Raw genomic sequence first — 21368 nt, forward strand, 5'->3', positions numbered from 1 at the left:
GGGGGATCTCCAAGGGGTCAGGCCGTCTGGCGGAGCACCAGGGAGGGCGGGAGCAGGACGGTGGCAGGGACGGAGGGCGCACGGCCGTCGAGAAGTTCGGCGAGCAGATCCATGCAGCGGGCGGCCGCCTCGGCCAGGGGCTGGCTGACGCTGGTGAGCCCGATGGCCTGAGCGACCGCCGTGTCGTCGAAGCCGACGACCGCGCACTCGCGGCCGAGTTCGCGGGCGGCCTGAAGGGCGCCGAGGGCGAGGGAGTCGCTGGCGCAGACCAGGGCGGTCGGCGGTTCATCGGTGGCGAGCAGAGCGCGGGCCGCCTCGGCCCCGCCCTGCACGCCGTCGGTCGAGGCGGCCGACGGTCCCCACGGACCGAGCACCCGATGCCAGCCCTCGCGGCGGGCGTCGCCGACGCCGGAGCCGGCGGGCCAGCCCAGGAAGCCGATCCGCTGATGACCGGCGGCGAGCAGGTGTTCCGTGGCGGCGGCGGTGCCGGCCGCGTTGTCGACGTCGACCCAGGAGTGCATGTCGGGCGCGCCCCAGGGCCGGCCGAAGGTCACGAACGGCACGCTGCGCTCGGCCAGCCAGGAGGTGCGCGGGTCGCCGTGGTGCGTGCTGGTCAGGACGAAGGCGTCCAGGTCGTACGCGGAAAGCAGGTCGTCGTAGGTGGCGATCTCGTCGTTGTCGTCGGCGGCGGTGTAGAGCATGACGCGATAGCCGGCCAGCCCGGCGGCGTCGGTGAGCCCGTGCAGGAAGCGGTCGAGCACCGAGCCGTTGATGCCGTCGCGGGCGGGCTCGATGCGCACGGCGATGAGGCGGGACCGGCCCGTCCGCATCTGCCGCGCGGCCTGGTTGACCCGGTAGCCGAGCGCGGTGATCGCCTCGCGGACGCGCTCGCGGGTCTCTTCCCGCACCACGTCCGGCGTGTTGATCACGTTGGACACGGTCTGGCGCGAGACGCCGGCCCGGCGGGCGACCGTCGCGATCGTCACCTTTTCCACCAAGTCGACCCTTCCTAGGTCTTGAACGATCAAATTCTGATAGGGCAGGATTGGATCGATCAAGTTACGGGGTTGTTTCGCACTTTGCCCGCAGCCTCGCCGCCTGTCAACCCCGGGAGATCGCGTGCCCCTCCAGCCCCTCCTGCACGATCTGGTGCCCACCCTCGCCGCGCCGACGTCGGCGCTCTCCGGGGCGGACGGTCAGATCCGCGCGTCCGGGGTTCAGGGGGTGTTCCACGCCGACTGCCGGGTGTTGTCGCTGGCCGTGCTTCGCCTGGACGGACGTGAGCCGGAGCCGATCGGGCACGCTGCGGCGGGGCCGGGGGCCACGCGGTTCGTCAGCCTGGCGCGCTGGCTGGGCAATCCTGGGCCCGACCCGACGGTGCGCATTGATCGCGTACGGAGGGTCCGGGCCGGCGCGGTCGATGAGGAGATCACGATCGTCTCCACCGCGGATGTTCCCGTCACGACCACAGTCACGATCGACACCGCAAGCGATCTGGCGCCGATCGAGATGGTTAAGTCCGGAAATATCGGACGCGGTGACGATGATTTCGGGCGCGGTCCCGCCTTCGAGCAGGGCGTTGGTGACGTCGGGCAGCGTGGGGACGGCGTCGGCGGCGTTGAGGTGCGCATCGAGGGGGATCTTGACCGCCGGGTGACGATTCCGCCGCGCGGGCGGGTCACCCTGCGCTGGGCGTTGACCGTGCGCGATCCGGCGGCGGTCATGCTGGCCGGCCCGCGCGGCGACTTCGCCCGCCCGGCCGTACGAGCCGCCGACCACCGCCTGACCCGGCTGCTCGACCAGTCCCTGGACGACCTGGCCGCCCTGCGCCTGACCACCGCGATCGACGACGGCGACACGTTCCTCGGCGCCGGCGTCCCCTGGTACCTGACACTCTTCGGCCGCGACAGCCTGTGGGCCGCGCGGATGATGCTGCCGCTCGGCACCGACCTCGCCCTGGGCACGCTGCGGGCGCTGGCCCGCCGCCAGGGCACCAAGCTCGACCCCGAGACCGGCGAGGCCCCCGGCAAGATCATGCACGAGCTCCGCCGGGACGACGTGAGCGTCGAGGGCCGGCTGCCCGCGGTCTACTACGGCACGATCGACGCCACCCTGCTCTGGATCAGCCTGCTGCACGACGCCTGGCGCTGGGGCCACGACCCGGCCGAGATCGCCGAGCTGCTGCCCGCGCTCGAGGCGGCGCTGGGCTGGCTGGCCGACCACGCCGACCCGGACGGCGACGGCTTCCTCGAATACCTCGACCCGACCGGGCGCGGCCTGGCCAACCAGGGCTGGAAGGACTCGCACGACGCGGTTCGCTTCCACGACGGGCGGATCGCCGACGCCCCGATCGCGCTGGCCGAGGTGCAGGGGTACGCGTACCGGGCCGCCCAGGACGGCGCGGCGCTGCTCGACGCGTTCGGCCGCCCGGGCGGGTCGCTGTGGCGGGCGTACGCCGACGCGCTCGCGGCCCGGTTCCGCGGCGCCTTCTGGGTGGACGGCGGGCGCTACCCGGCGCTGGCCCTCGACCGGGACAAGCAGCCGGTCGACGCGCTGACCAGCAACATCGGCCACCTGCTGGGCACCGGCATCCTGAACGCGGACGAGGAGGCACGGGTCGCGGCGGCGCTCGGCTCGGCCGAGATGTCCGGCGGCTACGGCCTGCGCACGATGTCGGCCGGCGACGGCGGGTTCGCGCCGCTGTCGTACCACTGCGGCTCGATCTGGGCCCACGACACGGCGATCGTGGCCGCTGGGCTGGCCCGGGCCGGTTTCCCGGCCGAGGCCGGCCGCCTGATCGACGGGCTGCTGGGCGCGGGCGAGGCGTTCGGGTTCCGGCTTCCCGAGCTGTACGGCGGTGACTCCCGGACGGAGATTTCGAGGCCCATGCCGTACCCGGCGTCGTGTCACCCGCAGGCGTGGTCGGCCGCCGCCGCCGTGCTCGTCCTGCAGGCCTGGCTCGGCCTCGACCCCGACGTCCCCGCCGGCGTGGTCCGCGTACGCCCCCTGCCCGACGCCCCCACCGTGACCGGCCTGAGAATCGCCGGCCACCCGGTCGACTTCGCGAACGGCACGCTCACCGGCCTACCGCCGGGGTTCTCAATCCAGGAAGCTGTCGAGTCCGACCGTCAGGCCGGGACGCTCGAGGATTTTGCGGACGCCGAGCAGGACGCCGGGCATGAAGGAGACCCGGTCGAGTGAATCATGGCGGATGGTGAGCGTCTCGCCGAGCGAGCCGAACAGCACCTCCTGATGGGCGACCAGGCCCGCGGCGCGCACCGAGTGGACGCGGACGCCGTCGATGTCGGCCCCGCGGGCGCCGTCCACCTCTTCCTTGGTGGCGTCGGGCATGGGGCCCAAGCCGGCCTCGGCCCGGGCCTGCGCGATCAGGTGGGCCGTGTGGGTCGACGTGCCGCTCGGGGCGTCCAGCTTGCGCGGGTGATGCTGCTCGATGATCTCGACCGAGTCGAAGTAGCGGGCGGCCCGGGCCGCGAACTGCATCATGAGCACCGCGCCGAGGCCGAAGTTGGGGGCCACCAGCACGCCGACACCGGGCTTGGCCGCGAGCCATTCGCGTACCTGGGAAAGCCTTTCGTCGGTGAAGCCGGTGGTGCCGACGACCACGCTGATGCCCTGGTCGACGGCCCAGCGCAGGTTGTCCATCACCGCGTCGGGGGTGGTGAAGTCGACGAAGACCTGGGCGTGGGCCTCGGACGCCTTGAACAACTCGTCGCCCTGGTCGAGCATGGCGACCAGTTCCATGTCGCCGGCGGCGTCGACCGCCTTGCACACCTCGAGGCCCATGCGGCCCCGGGCACCGAGAACGCCGACGCGGATCGACTCAGCCTGGTTCGTCATCCGGATAATTTAGTCCGCCCGGCCCACCAGCGTTCGGCCAGGCCCACCAGCGCGAACACGCCGGCCACGTAGAGCCAGCCGACGAACACGTCGATCACGTAGTGCTCGCCCGTGTAGACCAGCGTGAAGGTCATGGCCAGCGGATAGGCCAGCAGCAGCGGCCACCACCGCTTGCGGACCATCGGCAGGAAGAAGGCGACGGCCATCATCGCGTACGCGGTGTGCAGCGACGGCATGGCGGCCACCGGATTCGACTGGTGCACCTGCAACGCGTTCAGGGTGTTGCCCGCGCCGTGCAGGCCCAGCACGTCGAGCCCGCGGGACGAGAAGCGCTCGACGTGGTCGGGCAGGTAGCCGTAGAGCGAGGCCCACCACGGGGGCGCGGCCGGGTAGAGGAAGTACGTGACCAGGCCGGCCAGGCTCAGCGTGATCCAGCGGCGGATGAACCGGTACGACACGGCCCGGTTGCGCACCCACAGCACCACGGCCACGGTCGGCACGGTGAGGAAGTGCGAGATGTAGACCAGCGTGGTGACCACCTCCCACCAGGGGACGTGGTTGGCGTCGTACAGGTGCTCCTGCAGCCAGACCGTGGGCACCTTGCCGTCGGTGAGCCACCCGAACATGGCCTCGTCGGCGTGGATCAGCGGCAGCACGTGCGGGTCGAAGAGCTTGTCGGCCGCGCCCCGGGACACGTTGTAGAAGACCAGCAGCAGCACGACCGGGCCCCAGTCGCGCAGGAACAGCAGGTGCTCGCGCCAGGGCAGATAGTTGCGCCAGGCGATGGTGGCCAGCCAGAGCCAGCCGAAGGCGGTGACCGGGTCGCTGGTCGGCACGCCGACCAGCCACACGAAAACCGCGAAGGCCGCCGCCCACACCGTCATGCCGATGATCCGGCGCTTGCGCTGTTCCGGGGTCACGGCGGGCGTGGGCGGCGGTGGGGTCTCCAGCGTCGTCACGGGGTCCAAGGTTAGCGGTGCGCCCCGAACGCGTTCTCGTCGAAGGGTCCGACCACGGCCAGCGACATCGGCTGACCCAGCAACTGGGCCGCCACCTCGTTCACCTCGCCGGTGGTGACCGCGTCGACCCGGGCCAGCAGCTCGTCGACGCCCATCAGGTCGCCGTAGAGCAGTTCGGACTTGGCCAGGCGGCTCATCCGCGAGCCGGTGTCTTCCAACCCCAGCACGTACGAGCCCTTGACCATGCCCTTGCCCCGGGCCACCTCGTCGGCGCTGACGCCCTGGGCGGCCACCCGTTCGAGTTCGGCCCGCACGAGGTCGAGCACCTCGTCGACCTTCCCGGGCGCCGAGCCGGCGTAGACACCGAACAGGCCGGCGTCGGCGTACTGGCTGGCGTACGAGTAGACCGAGTAGGCCAGGCCCCGCTTCTCGCGGATCTCTTGGAACAGCCGGCTCGACATGCCGCCGCCGAGCACGTTGTTGAGCACGCCCAGCGCGAACCGGCGCTCGTCGCGGCGGCCGATGCCGACCCCGCCGACCACCAGGTGACCCTGCTCGGTGTCGCGGTTGCGCACGACCACGTGCGGCTTCTGGGTCGGCACCCGCTTGGAACCCGGCCGGGGCGCGGCCGGAGCGGCCGGCTCGGAGTCGAGGGCGGTGCCGGCCAGGGCCTTGCGGACCAGCCGGACGACCGTGGCGTGGTCGAGGTTGCCCGCCGCCGCCACCACGATGTGCGGCGCCTTGTAGCGCCGCCGGTAGAAGCTGTGGATCTGGTTGCGGGTCATCGGGGTGATCGATTCCTCGGTCCCCGAGATCAGCCGGCCCAGCGGGTGGCTGCCGAAGACCGCCTCGGTGAAGATGTCGTGCACCTCGTCACCGGGCTCGTCCTCGTGCATCGCGATCTCTTCGAGGATCACGCCGCGCTCGGTCTCGACGTCGGCCGGCTCCATGATCGAGTCGGCCACCGCGTCGACCATCACGTCCACCGCGAGCGGCAGGTCGGCGTCCAGCACCCGCGCGTAGTAGCAGGTGTATTCCTTCGTGGTGAAGGCGTTCGTCTCGCCGCCGACCGCCTCGATCTCGCTCGAGATCTGCAGCGCGGTGCGCTTGTGGGTGCCCTTGAACAGCAGGTGCTCGAGGAAGTGCGAGGCGCCGGACATGCCGGGCGCCTCGTCCCGCGAGCCGATGCCGACCCAGACGCCCAGCGAGGCGCTGCGGGTGGTCGGGATCGACTCGGTGACGATGCGCAGCCCGCTGGGCAGGATCGTGCGCTTCGCGCCGTCCGCGAGGGTCTGTGTAGTAGCGCGGGCCGGCTTTCCGGCCGGCCCGCGCGACGAACTAGTTGTCACAGTTTAGTCGCGGCGCTCGCCACGGCCCTCGCCGCCGGAGCGACGGCGACGACGGGGCTCGCCACCACCCTCGCCACGGGGCTCCCGCGGCTCGCGCGGCGGGCGGCCACCCTCGGCCGAAGCGGCCGGCGCGGCGACCGGAGCCTCCTCGCCCTCGGGGCGGACCTTGTCGAGGTAGATCTTGCCGCGGGCGTCGATGTCCGCGATGGACACCTCGACCTTGTCGCCGACGTTGAGGAAGTCCTCGACCTTCTCGACCCGCTTGCCGTCGCCCACCTTGCTGATGTGCAGCAGGCCGTCGCGGCCGGGAAGCAGCGAGATGAAGGCGCCGAACGCGGCCGTCTTCACCACGGTGCCGAGGAACTTATCGCCCACCTTGGGCAGCGTCGGGTTGGCGATCGCGTTGATCCGCTCGACGGCGGCCTCGGCCGACGGGCCGTTGGTGGCGCCGACGTAGATCGTGCCGTCGTCCTCGATGGAGATGTCGGCGCCGGTCTCGTCCTGGATCGCGTTGATCGTCTGGCCCTTGGGGCCGATGACCATGCCGATCTTGTCGACCGGGATCTTGACCGAGGTGACCCGCGGCGCGTACTCCGACATCTCGGCCGGCGAGCTGATCGCGGCCTCCATCACACCCAGGATCGTGGCGCGGGCGTCGTGCGCCTGCTGCAGGGCACCGGCCAGCACGTCGGACGGGATGCCGTCGAGCTTGGTGTCGAGCTGCAGGGCGGTGACGAACTCGCTGGTGCCGGCGACCTTGAAGTCCATGTCGCCGAACGCGTCCTCGGCGCCCAGGATGTCGGTCAGCGCGACGTACTGGGTCTTGCCGTCGACCTCGTCCGAGATCAGGCCCATCGCGATGCCGGCCACCGGCGCCTTCAGCGGCACACCGGCGCTCAGCAGCGACAGCGTCGAGGCGCAGACCGAGCCCATCGACGTCGAGCCGTTGGAGCCCAGCGCCTCGGAGACCTGGCGGATCGCGTACGGGAACTCCTCGCGCGTGGGCAGCACGGGCACCAGGGCCCGCTCGGCCAGCGCGCCGTGGCCGATCTCGCGGCGCTTCGGCGAACCCACCCGGCCGGTCTCACCGGTCGAGTAGGGCGGGAAGTTGTAGTTGTGCATGTAGCGCTTGGACTTCTCGGGCGCCAGGGTGTCGAGCGCCTGCTCCATGCGCAGCATGTTGAGCGTGCTGACCCCGAGGATCTGGGTCTCGCCGCGCTCGAACAGCGCCGAGCCGTGCACCCGCGGCAGCACGCCGATCTGGGCGCTCAGCGGCCGGATGTCGCGCGGGCCGCGGCCGTCGATGCGGACCTGGTCGCGCAGCACGCGCTGGCGCACCTCGCTCTTGGTGACCGAGCGGAAGGCGGCGCTGATCTCTTTCTCGCGGCCCTCGAAGCGCTCGTCCAGCAGCTCGTGCGCCTTGGCCTTGACCAGGTCAAGGGCCTCTTCGCGCTCCTGCTTGGCGGCGATCTTCAGAGCCTCGGCGGTCTCGGACCGGACGGCCTCGGACACGGCCGAGAAGACGTCGTCCTGGTACTCGAGGAAGACCGGGAACTCGACGGCCGGCTTCGAGGCGACCTCGGCCAGCTCGCTCTGCGCGCGGCAGAGCTCGCGGATGGCCGGCTTGGCAGCCTCGAGGCCGCTCGCCACGACCTCTTCGGTGGGGGCGGAGGCGCCACCGGCGATCAGCTTGATCGCGTTCGGGGTGGCCTCGGCCTCGACCATCATGATGGCGACGTCGCCGTCGGCCAGGGTGCGGCCGGCCACGACCATGTCGAAGGTGGCCCGCTCGAGCTCCTCGAGGGTCGGGAAGGCGACCCACTGGCCGTCGATGTGCGCGACCCGGGTCGAGCCGATCGGGCCGCTGAACGGCAGGCCGGACAGCTTGGTCGACATCGAGGCGCCGTTCATGGCGACCACGTCGTACGGGTGGGCCGGGTCGAGCGCGAGGACGGTCTCGACGACCTGGACCTCGTTGCGCAGGCCCTTGGTGAACGACGGGCGCAGCGGCCGGTCGATCAGGCGGCAGGTGAGGATCGCGTCCTCGCTGGGGCGGCCCTCGCGGCGGAAGAACGAGCCGGGGATGCGGCCCGCGGCGTACATCCGCTCCTCGACGTCGACGGTCAGCGGGAAGAAGTCGAAGTGCTCCTTCGGCTGCTTGCTGGCCGTGGTCGCGGAGAGGACGACAGTGTCGCCCAGCTGGACGATGACCGAACCGGCGGCCTGCTTGGCCAGGCGGCCGGTGGAGAACGTGATCTCGCGGGTGCCGAACGACCCGTTGTCGATGACGGCGGTGCGCGATTCGGTGCCGAGAGCGGTGTTCTGCTCTGTCATGTGGTGCGGTACTCCTTCGTCGAGGACCCGGCGGTCTACACAGCGCGGTTTCCGCAGCTGCCGGTCTTCGATCGAAGTACCCAGGATTTCGTCTGCCTGGGGACCACTACCGAGGACCGGTGGCTTACTGCGTACCGCGCGGGTCCGGTGGTGCTGTATCTGCTACAGCTAATCGGGGGAGCGGCCCGGTCGGCCACTCCCCCGTCAGATCAGCGGCGCAGGCCGAGTCGCTCGATCAGCGTCCGGTAGCGCGCGATGTCCTTCTTCTGCACGTAGTTGAGCAGGCGGCGGCGGCGGCCGACCAGCAGCAGCAGACCACGACGGCTGTGGTGGTCGTGCTTGTGGGTCTTGAGGTGCTCGGTGAGGTCGGCGATCCGCTTGGTGAGCATCGCGACCTGGACCTCGGGCGACCCGGTGTCGCCGTCCTTCGCCTTGTACTCGTCGATGATCTTGGTCTTGGTCTCTTGATCGAGCGCCATGTTCTCCGTGATTCTGTGTTGCCGGTGAAGCGGTTACCCCGCGGCCCGCGGCGTCGGGCAGGCAGGCGGGACCGGAAGTTGGATAATCCAACGTCGTGTCAACCCTACCAGGGCGTCAACGAAGCAACGCGCGGGTCTCTTCGACGTCGTCGCGGATCTGCGCCACCAGCGGCTCGATCGCGTCGTAGGTGCGCTGCTCGCGCAGGTGGGCCACGAAGTCGAGGCTCACCCGCTCGCCGTAGAGATCACCCTCGAAGTCCAGCACGTACGCCTCGACCCGGCGCTCCCGCCCCGAGAAGGTGGGGTTGGTGCCGATCGAGACGCTGGCGGGCAGGCGGGCGGCGTGCTCTCCCCCGCGGATCAGCCAGGCCGCGTAGACACCGTCGGCGGGCACGGCGGCGTAGCGGTGGACCATGAGGTTGGCGGTGGGGAAGCCGATCTCGCGGCCGCGCTGATCCCCCCGGACGACCACGCCGGCCAGGCGGTGCGGCCGCCCCAGAGCCGCGGCGGCGGCGCGCACGTCCCCCGCGTCGACACAACTTCTGATGTACGTCGAAGAGAAGACCAGCCCGTCCTCGGAGACCAGCGGCGCGTCCTCCACCGTGAACCCGAACTGCACACCGAGCCGCTCGAGCAGGTTCACATCCCCCGCCGCCTTGTGCCCGAACCGGAAGTTGTCCCCCACCACCACGGCAGCCGCGTGCAACGCCTCGACCAGCACGTCGTGCACGAACGCCTCGGGGCTGAGCTGCGAGAACGCCGGCGTGAAGGGGACCACGCAGAGCGCGTCGACGCCCAGCTGCTCGATCAGCTCGGCCTTGCGCACCGGCTCGGTCAGCACCGCTGGGTGCGACCCCGGCCGCACCACCTCGGCCGGATGCGGGTCGAAGGTCACCACAACCGACTGAAGCCCCAGGTCACGGGCCCGCTTCACGGCATGCCCGATGATCGCCTGGTGCCCCCGATGCACCCCGTCGAACACGCCGATGGTGACGACCGACCGCCCCCATCCACCCGGAACAGCCTCAAATCCCCGCCACCGCTGCATGTCCAAGCCCTCCCGGCCCAAGCCAACAGCCCCAGACTATCGACGCGTGACGCCCCCGGTTTTTCGCGTCAGGGGTTCTGTGGTTTCCATCCCGAGCCCCCACCCACCCAGGGGAATAGGAAAGGGACGGTACCGCCGTCAAGCGCTGTCGGTCGGTTGTCCACAGATCGCCACCGGCGCGCGACCCGGCGTTGTCCACAGATCAGGCCGGGGCGAGCACGATTTCGGCGCGGGCCTTTCCTTCTCGTTCCGAGACGATGGCGAGCACTTCACCTGACGGGGCGAATACGGCGTACGGGCCTTCGATGCCGACCGGGGTGAGCGGGCCGCCGTGGCTGAGAACCCGCGCCTCGTCGGGGGTGGCCTCGCGCTGAGGGAAGGCCTGGCGGGCGGCCTCGGCCATCGGCAGGGTCACCACATCGGGGGCTGACGCTTCGAGTTGTTCGAGGGTGCGGGCCTCGGCCAGGGTCATGTCGCCGACGGCGGTGCGGCGCAGGGCGGTCAGGTGGCCGCCGACCTCGAGCAGGGTGCCCAGGTCGCGGGCGATGGCGCGGATGTACGTGCCGGACGAGCAGGTCACGTCGATGTCGACCTCCACGAAGCCGTCGGCTCGGCGGATGTCGAGGACTTCGAGGCGGCTGATCGTGACCCGGCGGGGTGGGAGTTGGACGTCCTCGCCCTCGCGGACTCGCTTGTAGGCCCGCTCACCCTTGATTTTGATGGCGCTGACGGCGCTCGGCACCTGGTCTGTCTCGCCGCGCTGGCGGGCCAGGCCGGCGTGGATCGCCTCATCCGTGACGGCGTCGGTGGGGGTGGTTGCGGTGACCTCGCCCTCGGCGTCGTCGGTGATCGTGGACTGGCCCAGGCGGATGGTCGCGCTGTAGCTCTTGCCGGCGCCGATCACGTACGTGAGCAGGCGGGTGGCCCGGTTGACGCCGATGATCAGCACGCCGGTGGCCATCGGGTCGAGGGTGCCGCCGTGGCCGACGCGCCGGGTCTTGGCCAGCCGCCGGATGCGGGCCACCACGTCGTGCGAGGTCATCCCCGCCGGCTTGTCCACCACGATGAGTCCGTCCGTAATCACCGGACCACCCTAGAAGCTCACCGCGTCACACCGACCACGGCCCAGCGGCCGGAGCGCCAGCGCCACACGGTCGTGACGAAGCGGATCAGGATCAGCAGGGCCAGCCCGGCCCACACGCCGCCCAGGCCGAGGTCGAAGAAGTAGGCGATCCAGATGGCCGGCAGGAACCCGAGCAGCGCCGCCGCCAGCGTGATGTTGCGCAGGAAGCGCACGTCACCGGCCCCGATCAGCACGCCGTCGAGCGCGTAGACCACCCCGGCGAACGGCATCAACCCGATGAACCAGGGCCAGATCACCGCGGCCTGGTCGTGCACCCCGGCGTCCGGCGTGAACCATCCGGGGATGTGGCTGCTGCCCGCCGCGGCCAGCAGCGCGAAGACGACGCCGGCCAGCCCGCCCGCGATCGTCACCTTCTGGGAGACCGCGCGGGCCTCGGGGGCGCTGCCCGCGCCGAGCGCCGCGCCGACCAGCGACTGGGCCGCGATGGCGACCGCGTCGAGGGCGAGCGCGCTGAAGAACCACAGCTGGAGCGCGATCTGGTGGGCGCCGACCGACTCGACCCCGAAGCGGCTGGCGACGGCGGTGGCCGACAGGAAGCAGGCCTGGAACGCCGCACCGCGGATCAGAAGGTCCCGGCCGAGGCTCAGCTGCTGTCCGATGACGGGGAGGTCGGGGCGCAGCTGCCGGGTCTCGCGGATCAACGCGTACAGGAAGAAGCCGCCGGAGACGCTTTGGGCGACCACGTTGGCCACGGCCGAGCCGGTGAGCCCCCAGCCGACCGGGTAGACGAGCACCGGGCACAGGATCGCCGAGAGCACGTTGGCGCCGAGCACAAAGATCAGCGGACGGCGCGTGTCCTGCACGCCGCGCATCCAGCCGTTGCCGGCCGCGGCCAGCAGCAAGCCGGGTGCACCGAGGGCGGCGACCCGCAGCCAGCCGGCGGCGGCGTCGGCGGTGGCGGCATCCCCGGCGAGGGCGTGCGCGAGGGGCCCGGCGAAGGGCTGGGCGAGAAGAGCCAGCAGGACGCCCACTCCGAGCGCGAGCCAGGAGGCCTGCACACCTTCGGCGACGGCGGCGGCCCTGTCCCCCGCGCCGAAGCGCCGGGCGGCGCGGCCGGTGGTGCCGTACGCCATGAGGGTGCCCAGCCAGGCGGCCACCGACATGATCGTGCCGCCGACGGCCACCGCCGCTAGCGGCACCGGCCCGAGGTGCCCGACGACGGCGGTGTCGACCAGCACGTACAGCGGCTCGGCGGCCAGCACGACGAGCGCCGGCAGGGCGAGCTGAGCTATCCGCCTAGTGGAGACGGCGGCGGGCTGGGCAGGCGGGCTCATGGTTGCTCATGATGCCCGCCCAGCCGTAAGGACTGCAATACGGGTGAGTGCTTACCCGGACTACTGACGCGTGTCCATCGAGGTCTGCAGGGCGCGGCGCGCCGCCTCGCGGGCTTCGTCGGTGGTCGGGGGCTTCGGCTTCGCGGCCATGATCGTGGTCCTTCCCTGGTGGACGCGGCACGACGACACGCGTCCTGAAAGATCGGTCGAGCGGGCGTCACGTGGGCCGGCCCGGGATCGCCGGGCGCCTGGCGCGGGTGACGCGGCCCGAGTGGGTGGACCCGGGTGGCTCGAGGTTCCGCGGCGGGCGGTGGTCACGGCCGCGCAAAACCAAATCACCGTTCAGGCACCAAAACTATCGTTCAGGTCCGCCTCCTGGAGCGCGGTTCCCACCAATCGGGATGCGAAGCCGATAACCGACACACGAAATCGCCCGCCCCGGCCGAGCGGCCGGGACGGGCGACAAGCAGTTCGAGGGTCAGGCCTCCAGCAGAGGGAGGATCTGAGCGATCACATCCTGCGGGGTGCCGTGACCGGTGAAGCCGGCCGCCAGCCGGTGCCCGCCGCCGCCCAGGGCCGCGGCGACCGCGCTGACGTTCACCCCGCCCTTGGAGCGCAGCGACACCGCCCACTCGCCCGGGGTCTGCTCTTTGATGACCACTGCGACGTCGGCCTCGGCCACGCCGCGCACCGGGTCGATCAGCGCGTCCAGCACGTACGGGCGCTGGCCGTGCCGTTCCAGGTCGGCCGCCGTCGCGTACGTCCACACCAGGCCCCGGCCGCCGGCCGCCGCCGGGTCGAGGACCGCGCGGCCCAGCACCTCGCCGGTCAGCTTCATCGCGCCGAAGGGCCGGGTGTCGAACGTCCGGCGGGCGATCTCGGCCGGGCTGATGCCGGTGGCGACCAGGCGGGCCGCCAGCGCGTGGACCGACGGCGAGCGCACGAACTTGAACGAGCCGGTGTCGGTGGTCAGCGCCACGTACAGGCACTCGGCGATCTCGGCGTCGAGCGGGACGCCGAGGCGGGTCAGCAGCTCTTCGGCCACCACCGAGGTGGCGGCCGCGGTCGGGTCGACCAGGGCGACGTCGCCGAAACCGGTGAACGAGGCGTGGTGGTCGAGCACGATCACCGGGGCGTCGCCGTCGAGCCGGTCGGCCAGCCCGCCCAGGCGCGATTCGGCCGCCACGTCGAAAATCACGGTCAAGACCGGTTCCGCGTACGCCTCGGAGTGTGGCACCAGCAGGTCGGAGCCCGGCAACGTGCGGTACGGCTCGGGCACGTCGAACTCGCCCGGGAACGTGGCCCGCAACCCCGTGAAGCCCAGCCGGCGCAGGCCCAGCGCGAAGCCGAGCATGCTGCCCAGCGCGTCCCCGTCCGGGTTGACGTGGCAGATCAGCTGCACCTCGGCGGCCGGCGCGACCCCGCGGATCGCCGCCACGGCGGCCGTCCAGGCGGCCTCGGGAATCGCCGAAGCCTCGGGCGAGCGTGGTTCGGGGGCGGACGCGGCGCGGCCCGGCTCAACGCCGGGCCGCTTCACTGACGCGGATGTCACCCCTGGTCCTCGCGGGCGCCGACCCGCTCGTCCTCGTCGTCCTCGTCGTCGCTCTTGTAGGGGTCGGCGTCGCCCGCGTACTGCTTGCCGGCGGCCAGGCGCTGCACCTCCTGGTCGCGCTGGCGGGCGGCGGCCAGCAGGTCTTCCATCTCTTTGGCGTGGTCCTGCACGTTGTCCTGCGAGAAGGCCAGGCTCGGCGAGTGCCGCAGGCCGAGCGCGTGACCGACCCGGGAGCGCAGCATGCCCTTGGCGCTCTCGAGGGCCGCCTTGGTGGCCGCCTGCTCGGTCGGGTCGCCGAGCACCGTGTAGAAGACCGTCGCCTCACGCAGGTCGCCGGTGATTCGCGCGTCCGTGATGGTCACCATGCCGAGCCGGGGATCTTTGATCTCGCGTACCAGCGACGCCACCAGTTCCCGTACGCGTTCCGCATGCCGACGCGTCTTGGCCGGGTCCGACATATCGCCCACCTCCGACTGTTTTCCCGCGGGGTCGTGACACCCCCGCCCAACTGCTGAAGCCTACCCACGTGGCCGTGGGGGCGAACGTGTGAGTCTCAGTCGTCGTCGCCGTGGAGGCGGCGCTTGACCGACAGCAACTCGATCTCGGGCCGGCCGGCCACCTGATTCTCGCAGGTGTCGATGACGGCGCGGGCCTGAGCCGGTTCGGCGGCCACCACCGCCACCCCGATCTGGGCCCGCCCGTGCAGGTCGTGAAAGCCCACCTCGGCCGCGCTGACCTCGTACTTCTTCAGCATGGCGAGGATCGGGCGGACGTAGGAGCGCTTCTGCTTGAGCGAGCGTGAGTCGCTGGGCAGGAGCAGGTCGAACACTGCGGTTTCGGTATACATCAGCGGTGAGGGTACTGCCGGGGTACGACAGTCCGCCGCTCAAATAAGCCGGGCCACCAGCACGTCCCGCTCGATGCCCTGGTCGACCCGGTGGTCCAGGGGCAGCTGGGGCACCAGCTCGAGCCCGTTGGCCAGCAGGATGTCCTCGGCCAGCTCACGGCGGGCCACCTTGGTGTTCCACGACAGGCCGATCGCCGCACCCTCGCGCAGCAACGGCAGCCACTGCGGCACCGCGCGCTCCAGCAGGTCGAGCGGCCGACGTGAGATGCCGCCCTCGTCGTCGTACGACCCGTGGGCCACGCCGTAGGGCAGGTCGGCCACCAGCACGTCGGCCAGGCCGCCCCGCAGCAGTCCGTCGAGCTGGGTGGTGTCGGCCTGCAGCACCACCAGCTTCTGCACCGCGCCCGCCTTGTGGTCCTCCTTGCTGGCCGCCATCGTCACCTCCAGGCGGCGGGCGGCCCGCTTGCCCTGCCGGCGCACGGGCACGAGTTCCGCCGTGTGCTTGAGCCGCTTGCGCTTGAGCCAGGTCTGCAGGAAGAGCTTGTACGCCTCCACGTCCTTGCCGTCGATCTCGACCCCGACCGCGTCGTAGCCGTACATCAGCGCCTGGTTGAGCGTCGTGCCCCGCCCGGCCAGCGGGTCGAGCACGGTGAGGCCGCCGTCGAGCATCCGCCCGGCCGACGCCGAGGCCAGGATCGTGAGGTTGAGGACGAGCTTGGTGAACTGCTCGTTGGTCTTGCCGGCGTACTTGGGGATGGTGATCAGGTCGCTGTCGTAGCGGGCCAGCGGCGTCATCATGACCGGGCGCAGGTGGTCGTCGTCGGTGCGTTCGAACAGCGCGTACGCCGCGGACAGGTTGGACAGGTAGGCGACGTCCCGGACGCTCAGGTCGCCGGTGAACGCCAGATACTCCACACCGCCCAGCGTGGTGACGTCGATGTCGCCTAGGCCCGAAGTGAGCGCGGGACCGAAGGCGGCCAGCTCAGCGGTGGCGAGGCGGGCGGCCTGATCGGCGTAGACGCGGTTGGCGGAGGGCGCGAGCAGCAGGGCGTACCGGGACATGGGAGCCATTTTGCCGAGCCGCGCCCGGCCGCCGCCCATCGGGGCGCGGATCGGCAGTCGATCTCGGCACGGAAAAGGGAACGGCCCCGGCGCTGGGAAGCGCCGGGGCCGTTCTTCATGCTCTCTTCGTCACGCGCGCGGCTTCTCGCGCATCTCGAAGGTCTCGATCACGTCGCCGACCTGCGGGGTGCCGAAACCGCTCAGGGTCAGACCACACTCGAAGCCCTCGCGGACCTCGGTCGCGTCGTCCTTGAAGCGGCGCAGCGAGCTGATCGTGACGTTCTCGGCCACCACGGTGCCGTCCCGCAGGATGCGGGCCTTGGCGTTGCGGCGGATGAGACCGGTGCGGACCAGACAGCCGGCGATGAGACCGATCTTGGACGAGCGGAAGACCTCGCGGATCTCCGCGGTGCCCAGCTCGACCTCTTCGTACTCCGGCTTGAGCAGACCCTTGAGCGCGGCCTCGATCTCCTCGATGGCCTGGTAGATCACGCTGTAGTAGCGGATCTCCACGTTCGCCCGGTCGGCCATCTCCTTGACCTTGTTCGAGGCCCGGACGTTGAAGCCGATGATCGTGGCGGTGGCCTCCGAGGAAGCCGACGCCAGGTTCACGTCGCTCTCGGTGATCGCACCGACGCCGCGGTGGATGACCTTGAGCTGGATCTCGTCCGGAATCTCGATCTTGAACAGCGCGTCTTCCAGAGCCTCGACCGAACCGGACGAGTCGCCCTTGATGACCAGGGTGAGCGAGGTCTTCTCGCCCTCCTTGAGCTGCTCCATGAGCGTCTCGAGAGTCGCCTTGGTGCGCGAGTTGGCGAAGCTCGCCGCGCGGCGGCGGGCCTGCCGCTGCTCGGCGATCTGCCGGACCGTGCGGTCGTCCTCGCCGGCGAGGAACGTGTCGCCCGCGCCGGGCACCGAGGTGAGACCGAGGACCAGCACCGGACGGGCCGGCAGCGCCTCAGCCACCTGGTTGCCGTTCTCGTCGAGCATGGCGCGGACGCGGCCGTGCGCGCCGCCCGCCACGATCGAGTCGCCGGCCCGCAGCGTGCCCTTCTGCACCAGCACCGTCGCCACCGCACCGCGACCCTTGTCGAGGTGGGACTCGACGACCGCGCCCTGGGCCGCCCCGTCGACCGGAGCGGTCAGCTCCAGCGACGCGTCGGCGGTCAGCAGAACGGCCTCGAGCAGCTCGTCGATGCCGGTGCCGGGCTTGGCGGCCACGTTGACGAACATCGTGTCGCCGCCGTACTCCTCGGCCAGCAGGCCGTAGTCGGCCAGCTGCTGACGCACCTTCTCAGGGTTGGCGTCGGGCTTGTCGACCTTGTTGACCGCGACCACGATCGGCACCTCGGCCGCCTTGGCGTGGTTCAGCGCCTCGACCGTCTGCGGCATGACGCCGTCGTCGGCCGCGACCACGAGGATGACGATGTCGGTGACCTGGGCGCCGCGGGCACGCATGGCGGTGAACGCCTCGTGACCCGGGGTGTCCAGGAACGTGATCGCCCGTTCCTCGTCGTTGTGCTCGTAGTGCACCTGGTAGGCGCCGATGTGCTGGGTGATGCCACCCGCCTCGCCGGCGACCACGTTGGTCTTGCGGATCGCGTCGAGCAGCTTCGTCTTACCGTGGTCGACGTGACCCATGACGGTCACGACCGGCGACCGGCTGACCAGACGGTCCTCGGCCACCTCGGCGTCGAGGTCGATGTTGAACTGCGCGAGCAGCTCACGGTCCTCGTCCTCGGGGCTGACGATCTGGACGTTGAAGCCCAGGTGCTCGCCCAGCAGCAGCAGCGTGTCGTCGGAGACCGACTGCGTCGCCGTCACCATCTCGCCCAGGTTGAACATCTCCTGGACCAGCGAGCCGGGGTTGGCGTTGATCTTGTCGGCGAAGTCGGAGAGCGACGCGCCGCGGGAGAGCCGGATCTCTTGACCCTGCCCACGCGGAGCGCCCGAGCTCATCTGCGGAGCCGACAGATTGTCGAACTCTTGACGACGCTGCTTCTTCGACTTGCGACCGCGGGTCGGCCGGCCACCGGGACGCCCGAAGGCACCCGCGGCACCGCCGCCACGGCCACGACCGCCACCACCGGGACGACCGGGAGCACCGGCGCCGGCCGGAGCACCGCCGCCGCCACCGGGACGGAAGCCGCCGCCACCGCCACCGCCGCCACCGGGGCCGCCGCGGTAGCCACCGCCACCGCCGCCACCGCCGGGACCGCCGCGGTAGCCACCGCCACCGCCGCCGCCACCACCGGGACGGAAGCCGCCACCGCCGCCGCCGGGACCGCCACGGCCGCCGCCGGGACCACCGGGACGACCGGCGCCACCGCCGGGACCGCCACGGCCGGGACCGGCCGGGCGCTGCGCGGGCATGGACGCGGGGCTGGGCCGCGGCGGCATCGACGCCGGGCTCGGCCGCGGCGGCATGCCGGGCTGGTTGGGCCGGGGCATCGCGTTGGGCGTGGGCCGGGACCCACCGCCGGACACCCCGAACGGGTTGTTACCGGGACCGCGCTGCGGCGGACGCGGGGCGCCACCGGCGGGGCCGGGACGCGGACCGCTCGGCGCGCCGGGAGCCGCGGGACGGCCGGCGGCCGGCGAACCCGGACGCGGCGGAACCGAACCGGGGCCCGGAGGCCGGGGCCGCGAGCCGGGGTCGGCCGGCGGCTGCTGGGCGCGACGCTCGGCGTCGCGGGTGCGGGCGGCCTGTGCGGCCTTGACCGCGGCCTCCTGCTCGGCCTTGAGGGCCGAGGCACGAGCCTCGGCCGCCGCGACCTCGATGTCGTGGGCGCTCGCCGGCTTGGCGACCGGACCGGGCGTGGGGCCCGGACGGCCGGCCGGCGGCTTGGGACGCGCGAAGGAACCGGGCGACGGCGAAGCCGGGGACGTGGGGGCGCTGGGCGCTCCCGCGGCCGGAGCCGGGGCCGTGGGCCGGCGCGGCGGCTGAGGCCGGGCGCTCGGCGGAGCCGGACGGGCGGCGGCGGGCGCGGACGCGCTGGGGGCCGCCGCGGCGGGAGCCGCCGGAGCGGAACCTGCCTCGAGGGCGCCACGCAGCCGCCGGGCCACCGGGGCCTCGACCGTGCTGGATGCGGACTTGACGAACTCGCCCATCTCTTTGAGCTTGGCGAGAACGGTCTTGCTGTCGACCCCGAGCTCCTTCGCGAGCTCGTGTACGCGGGCCTTTCCTGGCACTGCACTCCTCACTTCGAGGTCGTGCGAGCGCACCCGCAACGACCTCACTCGTGCACTAGAAGCCTGTTCATTTCAGGGACTTCATCGTGTGCTCATCTTGGTCGTCCTACCTTGCTGGGTCGTGACGCGGCCACCATGGCCACATCATCGGTCGTTCCGTGCGGCATGACCGTACGGATGTGCTCGGCCAGCAAACCGGTGTCAGCAACACCGGTGAGTCGCAACGCCCGCCCGAAGGCACGGCGCCGCTCCGCCAGCGCGAAGCAAGCCGGATCGGGATGCAGATGCGCTCCCCGGCCCGGCAGTCGGCGGCCCGGATCGGGCTGGAGCCGGAGGTCAACCCCGGAACCGGCCGCGACGAACCGAATCAACTCGGAAGCCGGCGCGCGCTTGCGACAACCGACACACGTCCGCAGAAACGCAGCGCGTGCCGGGCCGGCCATTCGAAAGTCTACTCCTCGTGCGTCCGGAACGGTTATCCGGTCAGCTTCCCGCTTCGGCCGCATCACGGTCGGCCGGGGCGGCGGGGGCGGCCGGCTCGTTGTCCGGACGGATGTCGATACGCCAGCCGGTGAGCCGGGCGGCGAGCCGGGCGTTCTGCCCTTCCCGGCCGATCGCCAGCGACAACTGGAAGTCGGGCACGGTGACCCGGGCCGTACGGCTGGCCGCGTCGACCACCTCGACCCGCAGCGCCTTGGCCGGGGAGAGCGCGTTGCCGACGAACTGGGCCGGATCCTCCGACCAGTCGATGATGTCGATCTTCTCGCCGTGCAGCTCGCTCATGACGGCCCGGACGCGCTGACCCATCGGGCCGATGCAGGCGCCCTTGGCGTTGACGCCGGGCACCCGCGAGTGCACCGCGATCTTCGTACGATGGCCGGCCTCACGGGCGATCGCGGCGATCTCGACCGTGCCGTCGGCGATCTCGGGCACCTCGAGCGCGAACATCTTCTTGACCAGGGCCGGGTGCGACCGCGAAAGGGTGACCTGGGGGCCGCGGAAGCCCTTGGCCACGTGCACCACGATCGCCCGCAGCCGGGAGCCGTGCTCGTAGGGCGCCTCGCCCGGCACCTGCTCGGACTGCGGCAGCACGGCCTCGATCTTGCCCAGGTCGACCAGGACGATGCCCTTCTCGGCCCGGGCCGCGTCGGCCTGCACGATGCCGGTGACCAGGTCGCCGTCGCGGCCCGCGTACTCACCGAAGTGCTGCTCGTCGGTGGCCTCGCGCAGCCGCTGCAGGATGACCTGCTTGGCCGTCATGGCGGCGATGCGGCCGAAGTCGTGCGGGGTGTCGTCCCACTCGCGCACGACGGTGCCGTCGGCGTCGAGCTCCTGGGCCAGCACCGACGCCACGCCGCTCTTGCGGTCGATCTCGACGCGGGCGTGGCTCTCCGCGCCGTCGGTGTGCCGGTAGGCAGTGAGCAGCGCCGTCTCGATGGCCGCCAGAATCGTCTCGAACGGGATCTCCCGCTCGCGCTCCAGGGCGCGCAGCGCCGCGAGGTCGATGTTCATTCCTCGCCCTCCCCTTCGTCGTCGTCTTCGTCTTCGTCGTCGTCGTCTTCGTCGAATTCGGCCTCGTCCAGCCGCTTGAACTCGATCTGCACCTTGCCCGGGCCGAGCTCGTCGTAGCGCAGCTCACGCGGGGCGCCGTCGACGTCGAGCACGATGCCCTCGTCGCCGGCCTCGGTGATCCGGCCGGTCAGCCCGTTGACCGCGACCAGCCGGCCGCGGTTGCGCCGCCAGTGCCGGGGCAGGGTGAGCGGCCGGTCGACGCCGGGCGAGCCGACCTCGAGCTGGTACTCGCCGGCCAGCACCTCCTGGCCCGCTTCCTCGGCCGCGTCGAGCGCGGCGGAGATCTCGCGGCTGACCACGGCCACGTCGTCGAGGCTGATGCCGCCGTCGGTGTCGACCAGCACGCGCACCACGTGGCGGCGGCCGGCCCGGGCGACGGAGACGTCCTCGAGGTCGTAGCCGGCGGCCGAGATGACCGGTTCGATCACCGCGCTCACCCGGGCCCGGGCGGCCTTGAGGTCGATGCGCGGGGCGGCGGGAACGCGGGGCTCCTCGTCCTCCCGGCGGCGCCGCGCGCCCGGACGCTGGCCAGGCCGGGCGCCGGCGCGACCACCACGCTGCGTCATCGGTGCTCGACCTTCCTTCAGCAAATGGACAAACGACTGTATGCCGCCGGGCTGGAAAGCCCCGCGGCTGAGACAGAGCGTAACGCGCTGCGGCCGGAGCCGGTCGAGCGCCGCACCGAATCCGCGCCATCC

At 71.6% G+C, this 21368-nt stretch carries 18 protein-coding genes; 1 reads left to right on the forward strand and 17 read right to left on the reverse strand.

Going from position 1 to position 21368, the window contains the following annotated elements:
* Positions 1-17 precede the first annotated feature (17 nt).
* Positions 18-995 (reverse strand): LacI family DNA-binding transcriptional regulator, encoded by a 978-nt coding sequence (locus tag OWR29_RS44950; RefSeq protein ID WP_267569799.1) that lies wholly within the window; start codon positions 993-995, stop codon positions 18-20.
* 124 nt (positions 996-1119) lie between these two features.
* Between OWR29_RS44950 and OWR29_RS44955 the strand changes: the two genes are divergently transcribed.
* The gene (locus OWR29_RS44955; protein ID WP_267569801.1) at positions 1120-3201 is read left to right on the forward strand and encodes a glycogen debranching N-terminal domain-containing protein; all 2082 of its coding nucleotides are present in this window, start codon (positions 1120-1122) and stop codon (positions 3199-3201) included.
* Here OWR29_RS44955 and dapB read toward each other — a convergent pair.
* The 16 genes from dapB to rimP form a co-directional block, all read right to left on the reverse strand.
* Entirely contained in the window at positions 3100-3858 is a 759-nt protein-coding gene (dapB, locus tag OWR29_RS44960; protein ID WP_267569802.1) for a 4-hydroxy-tetrahydrodipicolinate reductase, read from the reverse strand. The two genes, OWR29_RS44955 and dapB, sit on opposite strands and share 102 nt — an antisense overlap.
* On the reverse strand, positions 3855-4742 hold the full coding sequence (locus OWR29_RS44965) for a phosphatase PAP2 family protein (protein ID WP_267569879.1): 888 nt from the start codon (positions 4740-4742) through the stop codon (positions 3855-3857). Before OWR29_RS44965 ends, dapB begins: the two co-directional genes overlap by 4 nt.
* Positions 4743-4828: 86 nt before the next feature.
* Complete coding sequence (locus OWR29_RS44970) at positions 4829-6166, reverse strand: M16 family metallopeptidase (protein ID WP_267569803.1); 1338 nt, start codon at positions 6164-6166, stop codon at positions 4829-4831.
* Positions 6167-6169: 3 nt separating this feature from the next.
* Complete coding sequence (locus OWR29_RS44975; protein ID WP_267569804.1) at positions 6170-8500, reverse strand: polyribonucleotide nucleotidyltransferase; 2331 nt, start codon at positions 8498-8500, stop codon at positions 6170-6172.
* Positions 8501-8709: 209 nt separating this feature from the next.
* Positions 8710-8979 carry a 30S ribosomal protein S15 gene (gene rpsO, locus OWR29_RS44980; RefSeq protein ID WP_202990009.1) on the reverse strand — a complete coding sequence of 90 codons (270 nt, stop codon included), beginning with the start codon at positions 8977-8979 and terminating at the stop codon, positions 8710-8712.
* A gap of 115 nt (positions 8980-9094) precedes the next feature.
* Positions 9095-10027, reverse strand: a complete 933-nt coding sequence (locus tag OWR29_RS44985) for a bifunctional riboflavin kinase/FAD synthetase (RefSeq protein ID WP_267569805.1) — start codon at positions 10025-10027, stop codon at positions 9095-9097.
* Positions 10028-10229: 202 nt separating this feature from the next.
* A complete protein-coding gene (truB, locus tag OWR29_RS44990; protein WP_267569806.1) occupies positions 10230-11111 on the reverse strand; it encodes a tRNA pseudouridine(55) synthase TruB in 882 nt (293 codons plus the stop codon).
* Between the two features lie 17 nt (positions 11112-11128).
* Positions 11129-12445 carry an MATE family efflux transporter gene (locus OWR29_RS44995; RefSeq protein WP_267569807.1) on the reverse strand — a complete coding sequence of 439 codons (1317 nt, stop codon included), beginning with the start codon at positions 12443-12445 and terminating at the stop codon, positions 11129-11131.
* A 478-nt stretch (positions 12446-12923) separates the two neighbouring features.
* On the reverse strand, positions 12924-13910 hold the full coding sequence (locus OWR29_RS45000; protein WP_267569880.1) for a DHH family phosphoesterase: 987 nt from the start codon (positions 13908-13910) through the stop codon (positions 12924-12926).
* An 83-nt stretch (positions 13911-13993) separates the two neighbouring features.
* Positions 13994-14455, reverse strand: coding sequence for a 30S ribosome-binding factor RbfA (gene rbfA / locus OWR29_RS45005; RefSeq protein ID WP_267569808.1), 462 nt, complete (start codon positions 14453-14455; stop codon positions 13994-13996).
* 95 nt (positions 14456-14550) lie between these two features.
* Entirely contained in the window at positions 14551-14844 is a 294-nt protein-coding gene (locus tag OWR29_RS45010; RefSeq protein WP_267569809.1) for a DUF503 domain-containing protein, read from the reverse strand.
* A 39-nt stretch (positions 14845-14883) separates the two neighbouring features.
* Positions 14884-15906, reverse strand: coding sequence for a TRM11 family SAM-dependent methyltransferase (locus OWR29_RS45015; RefSeq protein WP_267569811.1), 1023 nt, complete (start codon positions 15904-15906; stop codon positions 14884-14886).
* A 129-nt stretch (positions 15907-16035) separates the two neighbouring features.
* Complete coding sequence (gene infB / locus OWR29_RS45020) at positions 16036-19098, reverse strand: translation initiation factor IF-2 (RefSeq protein ID WP_267569812.1); 3063 nt, start codon at positions 19096-19098, stop codon at positions 16036-16038.
* 92 nt (positions 19099-19190) lie between these two features.
* Positions 19191-19604: a YlxR family protein gene (locus tag OWR29_RS45025; protein WP_438872740.1), complete on the reverse strand. Its 414-nt coding sequence runs from the start codon at positions 19602-19604 to the stop codon at positions 19191-19193.
* The gene (gene nusA / locus OWR29_RS45030; protein ID WP_267569814.1) at positions 19582-20610 is read right to left on the reverse strand and encodes a transcription termination factor NusA; all 1029 of its coding nucleotides are present in this window, start codon (positions 20608-20610) and stop codon (positions 19582-19584) included. The genes OWR29_RS45025 and nusA overlap by 23 nt, the downstream gene beginning before the upstream one ends.
* A complete protein-coding gene (gene rimP, locus OWR29_RS45035) occupies positions 20607-21236 on the reverse strand; it encodes a ribosome maturation factor RimP (RefSeq protein WP_267569815.1) in 630 nt (209 codons plus the stop codon). Before rimP ends, nusA begins: the two co-directional genes overlap by 4 nt.
* Positions 21237-21368 lie beyond the last annotated feature (132 nt).

Origin of the sequence: Paractinoplanes pyxinae (genome assembly GCF_026626335.1) — a bacterium.
Classification (GTDB): Bacteria; Actinomycetota; Actinomycetes; order Mycobacteriales; family Micromonosporaceae; genus Actinoplanes; species Actinoplanes pyxinae.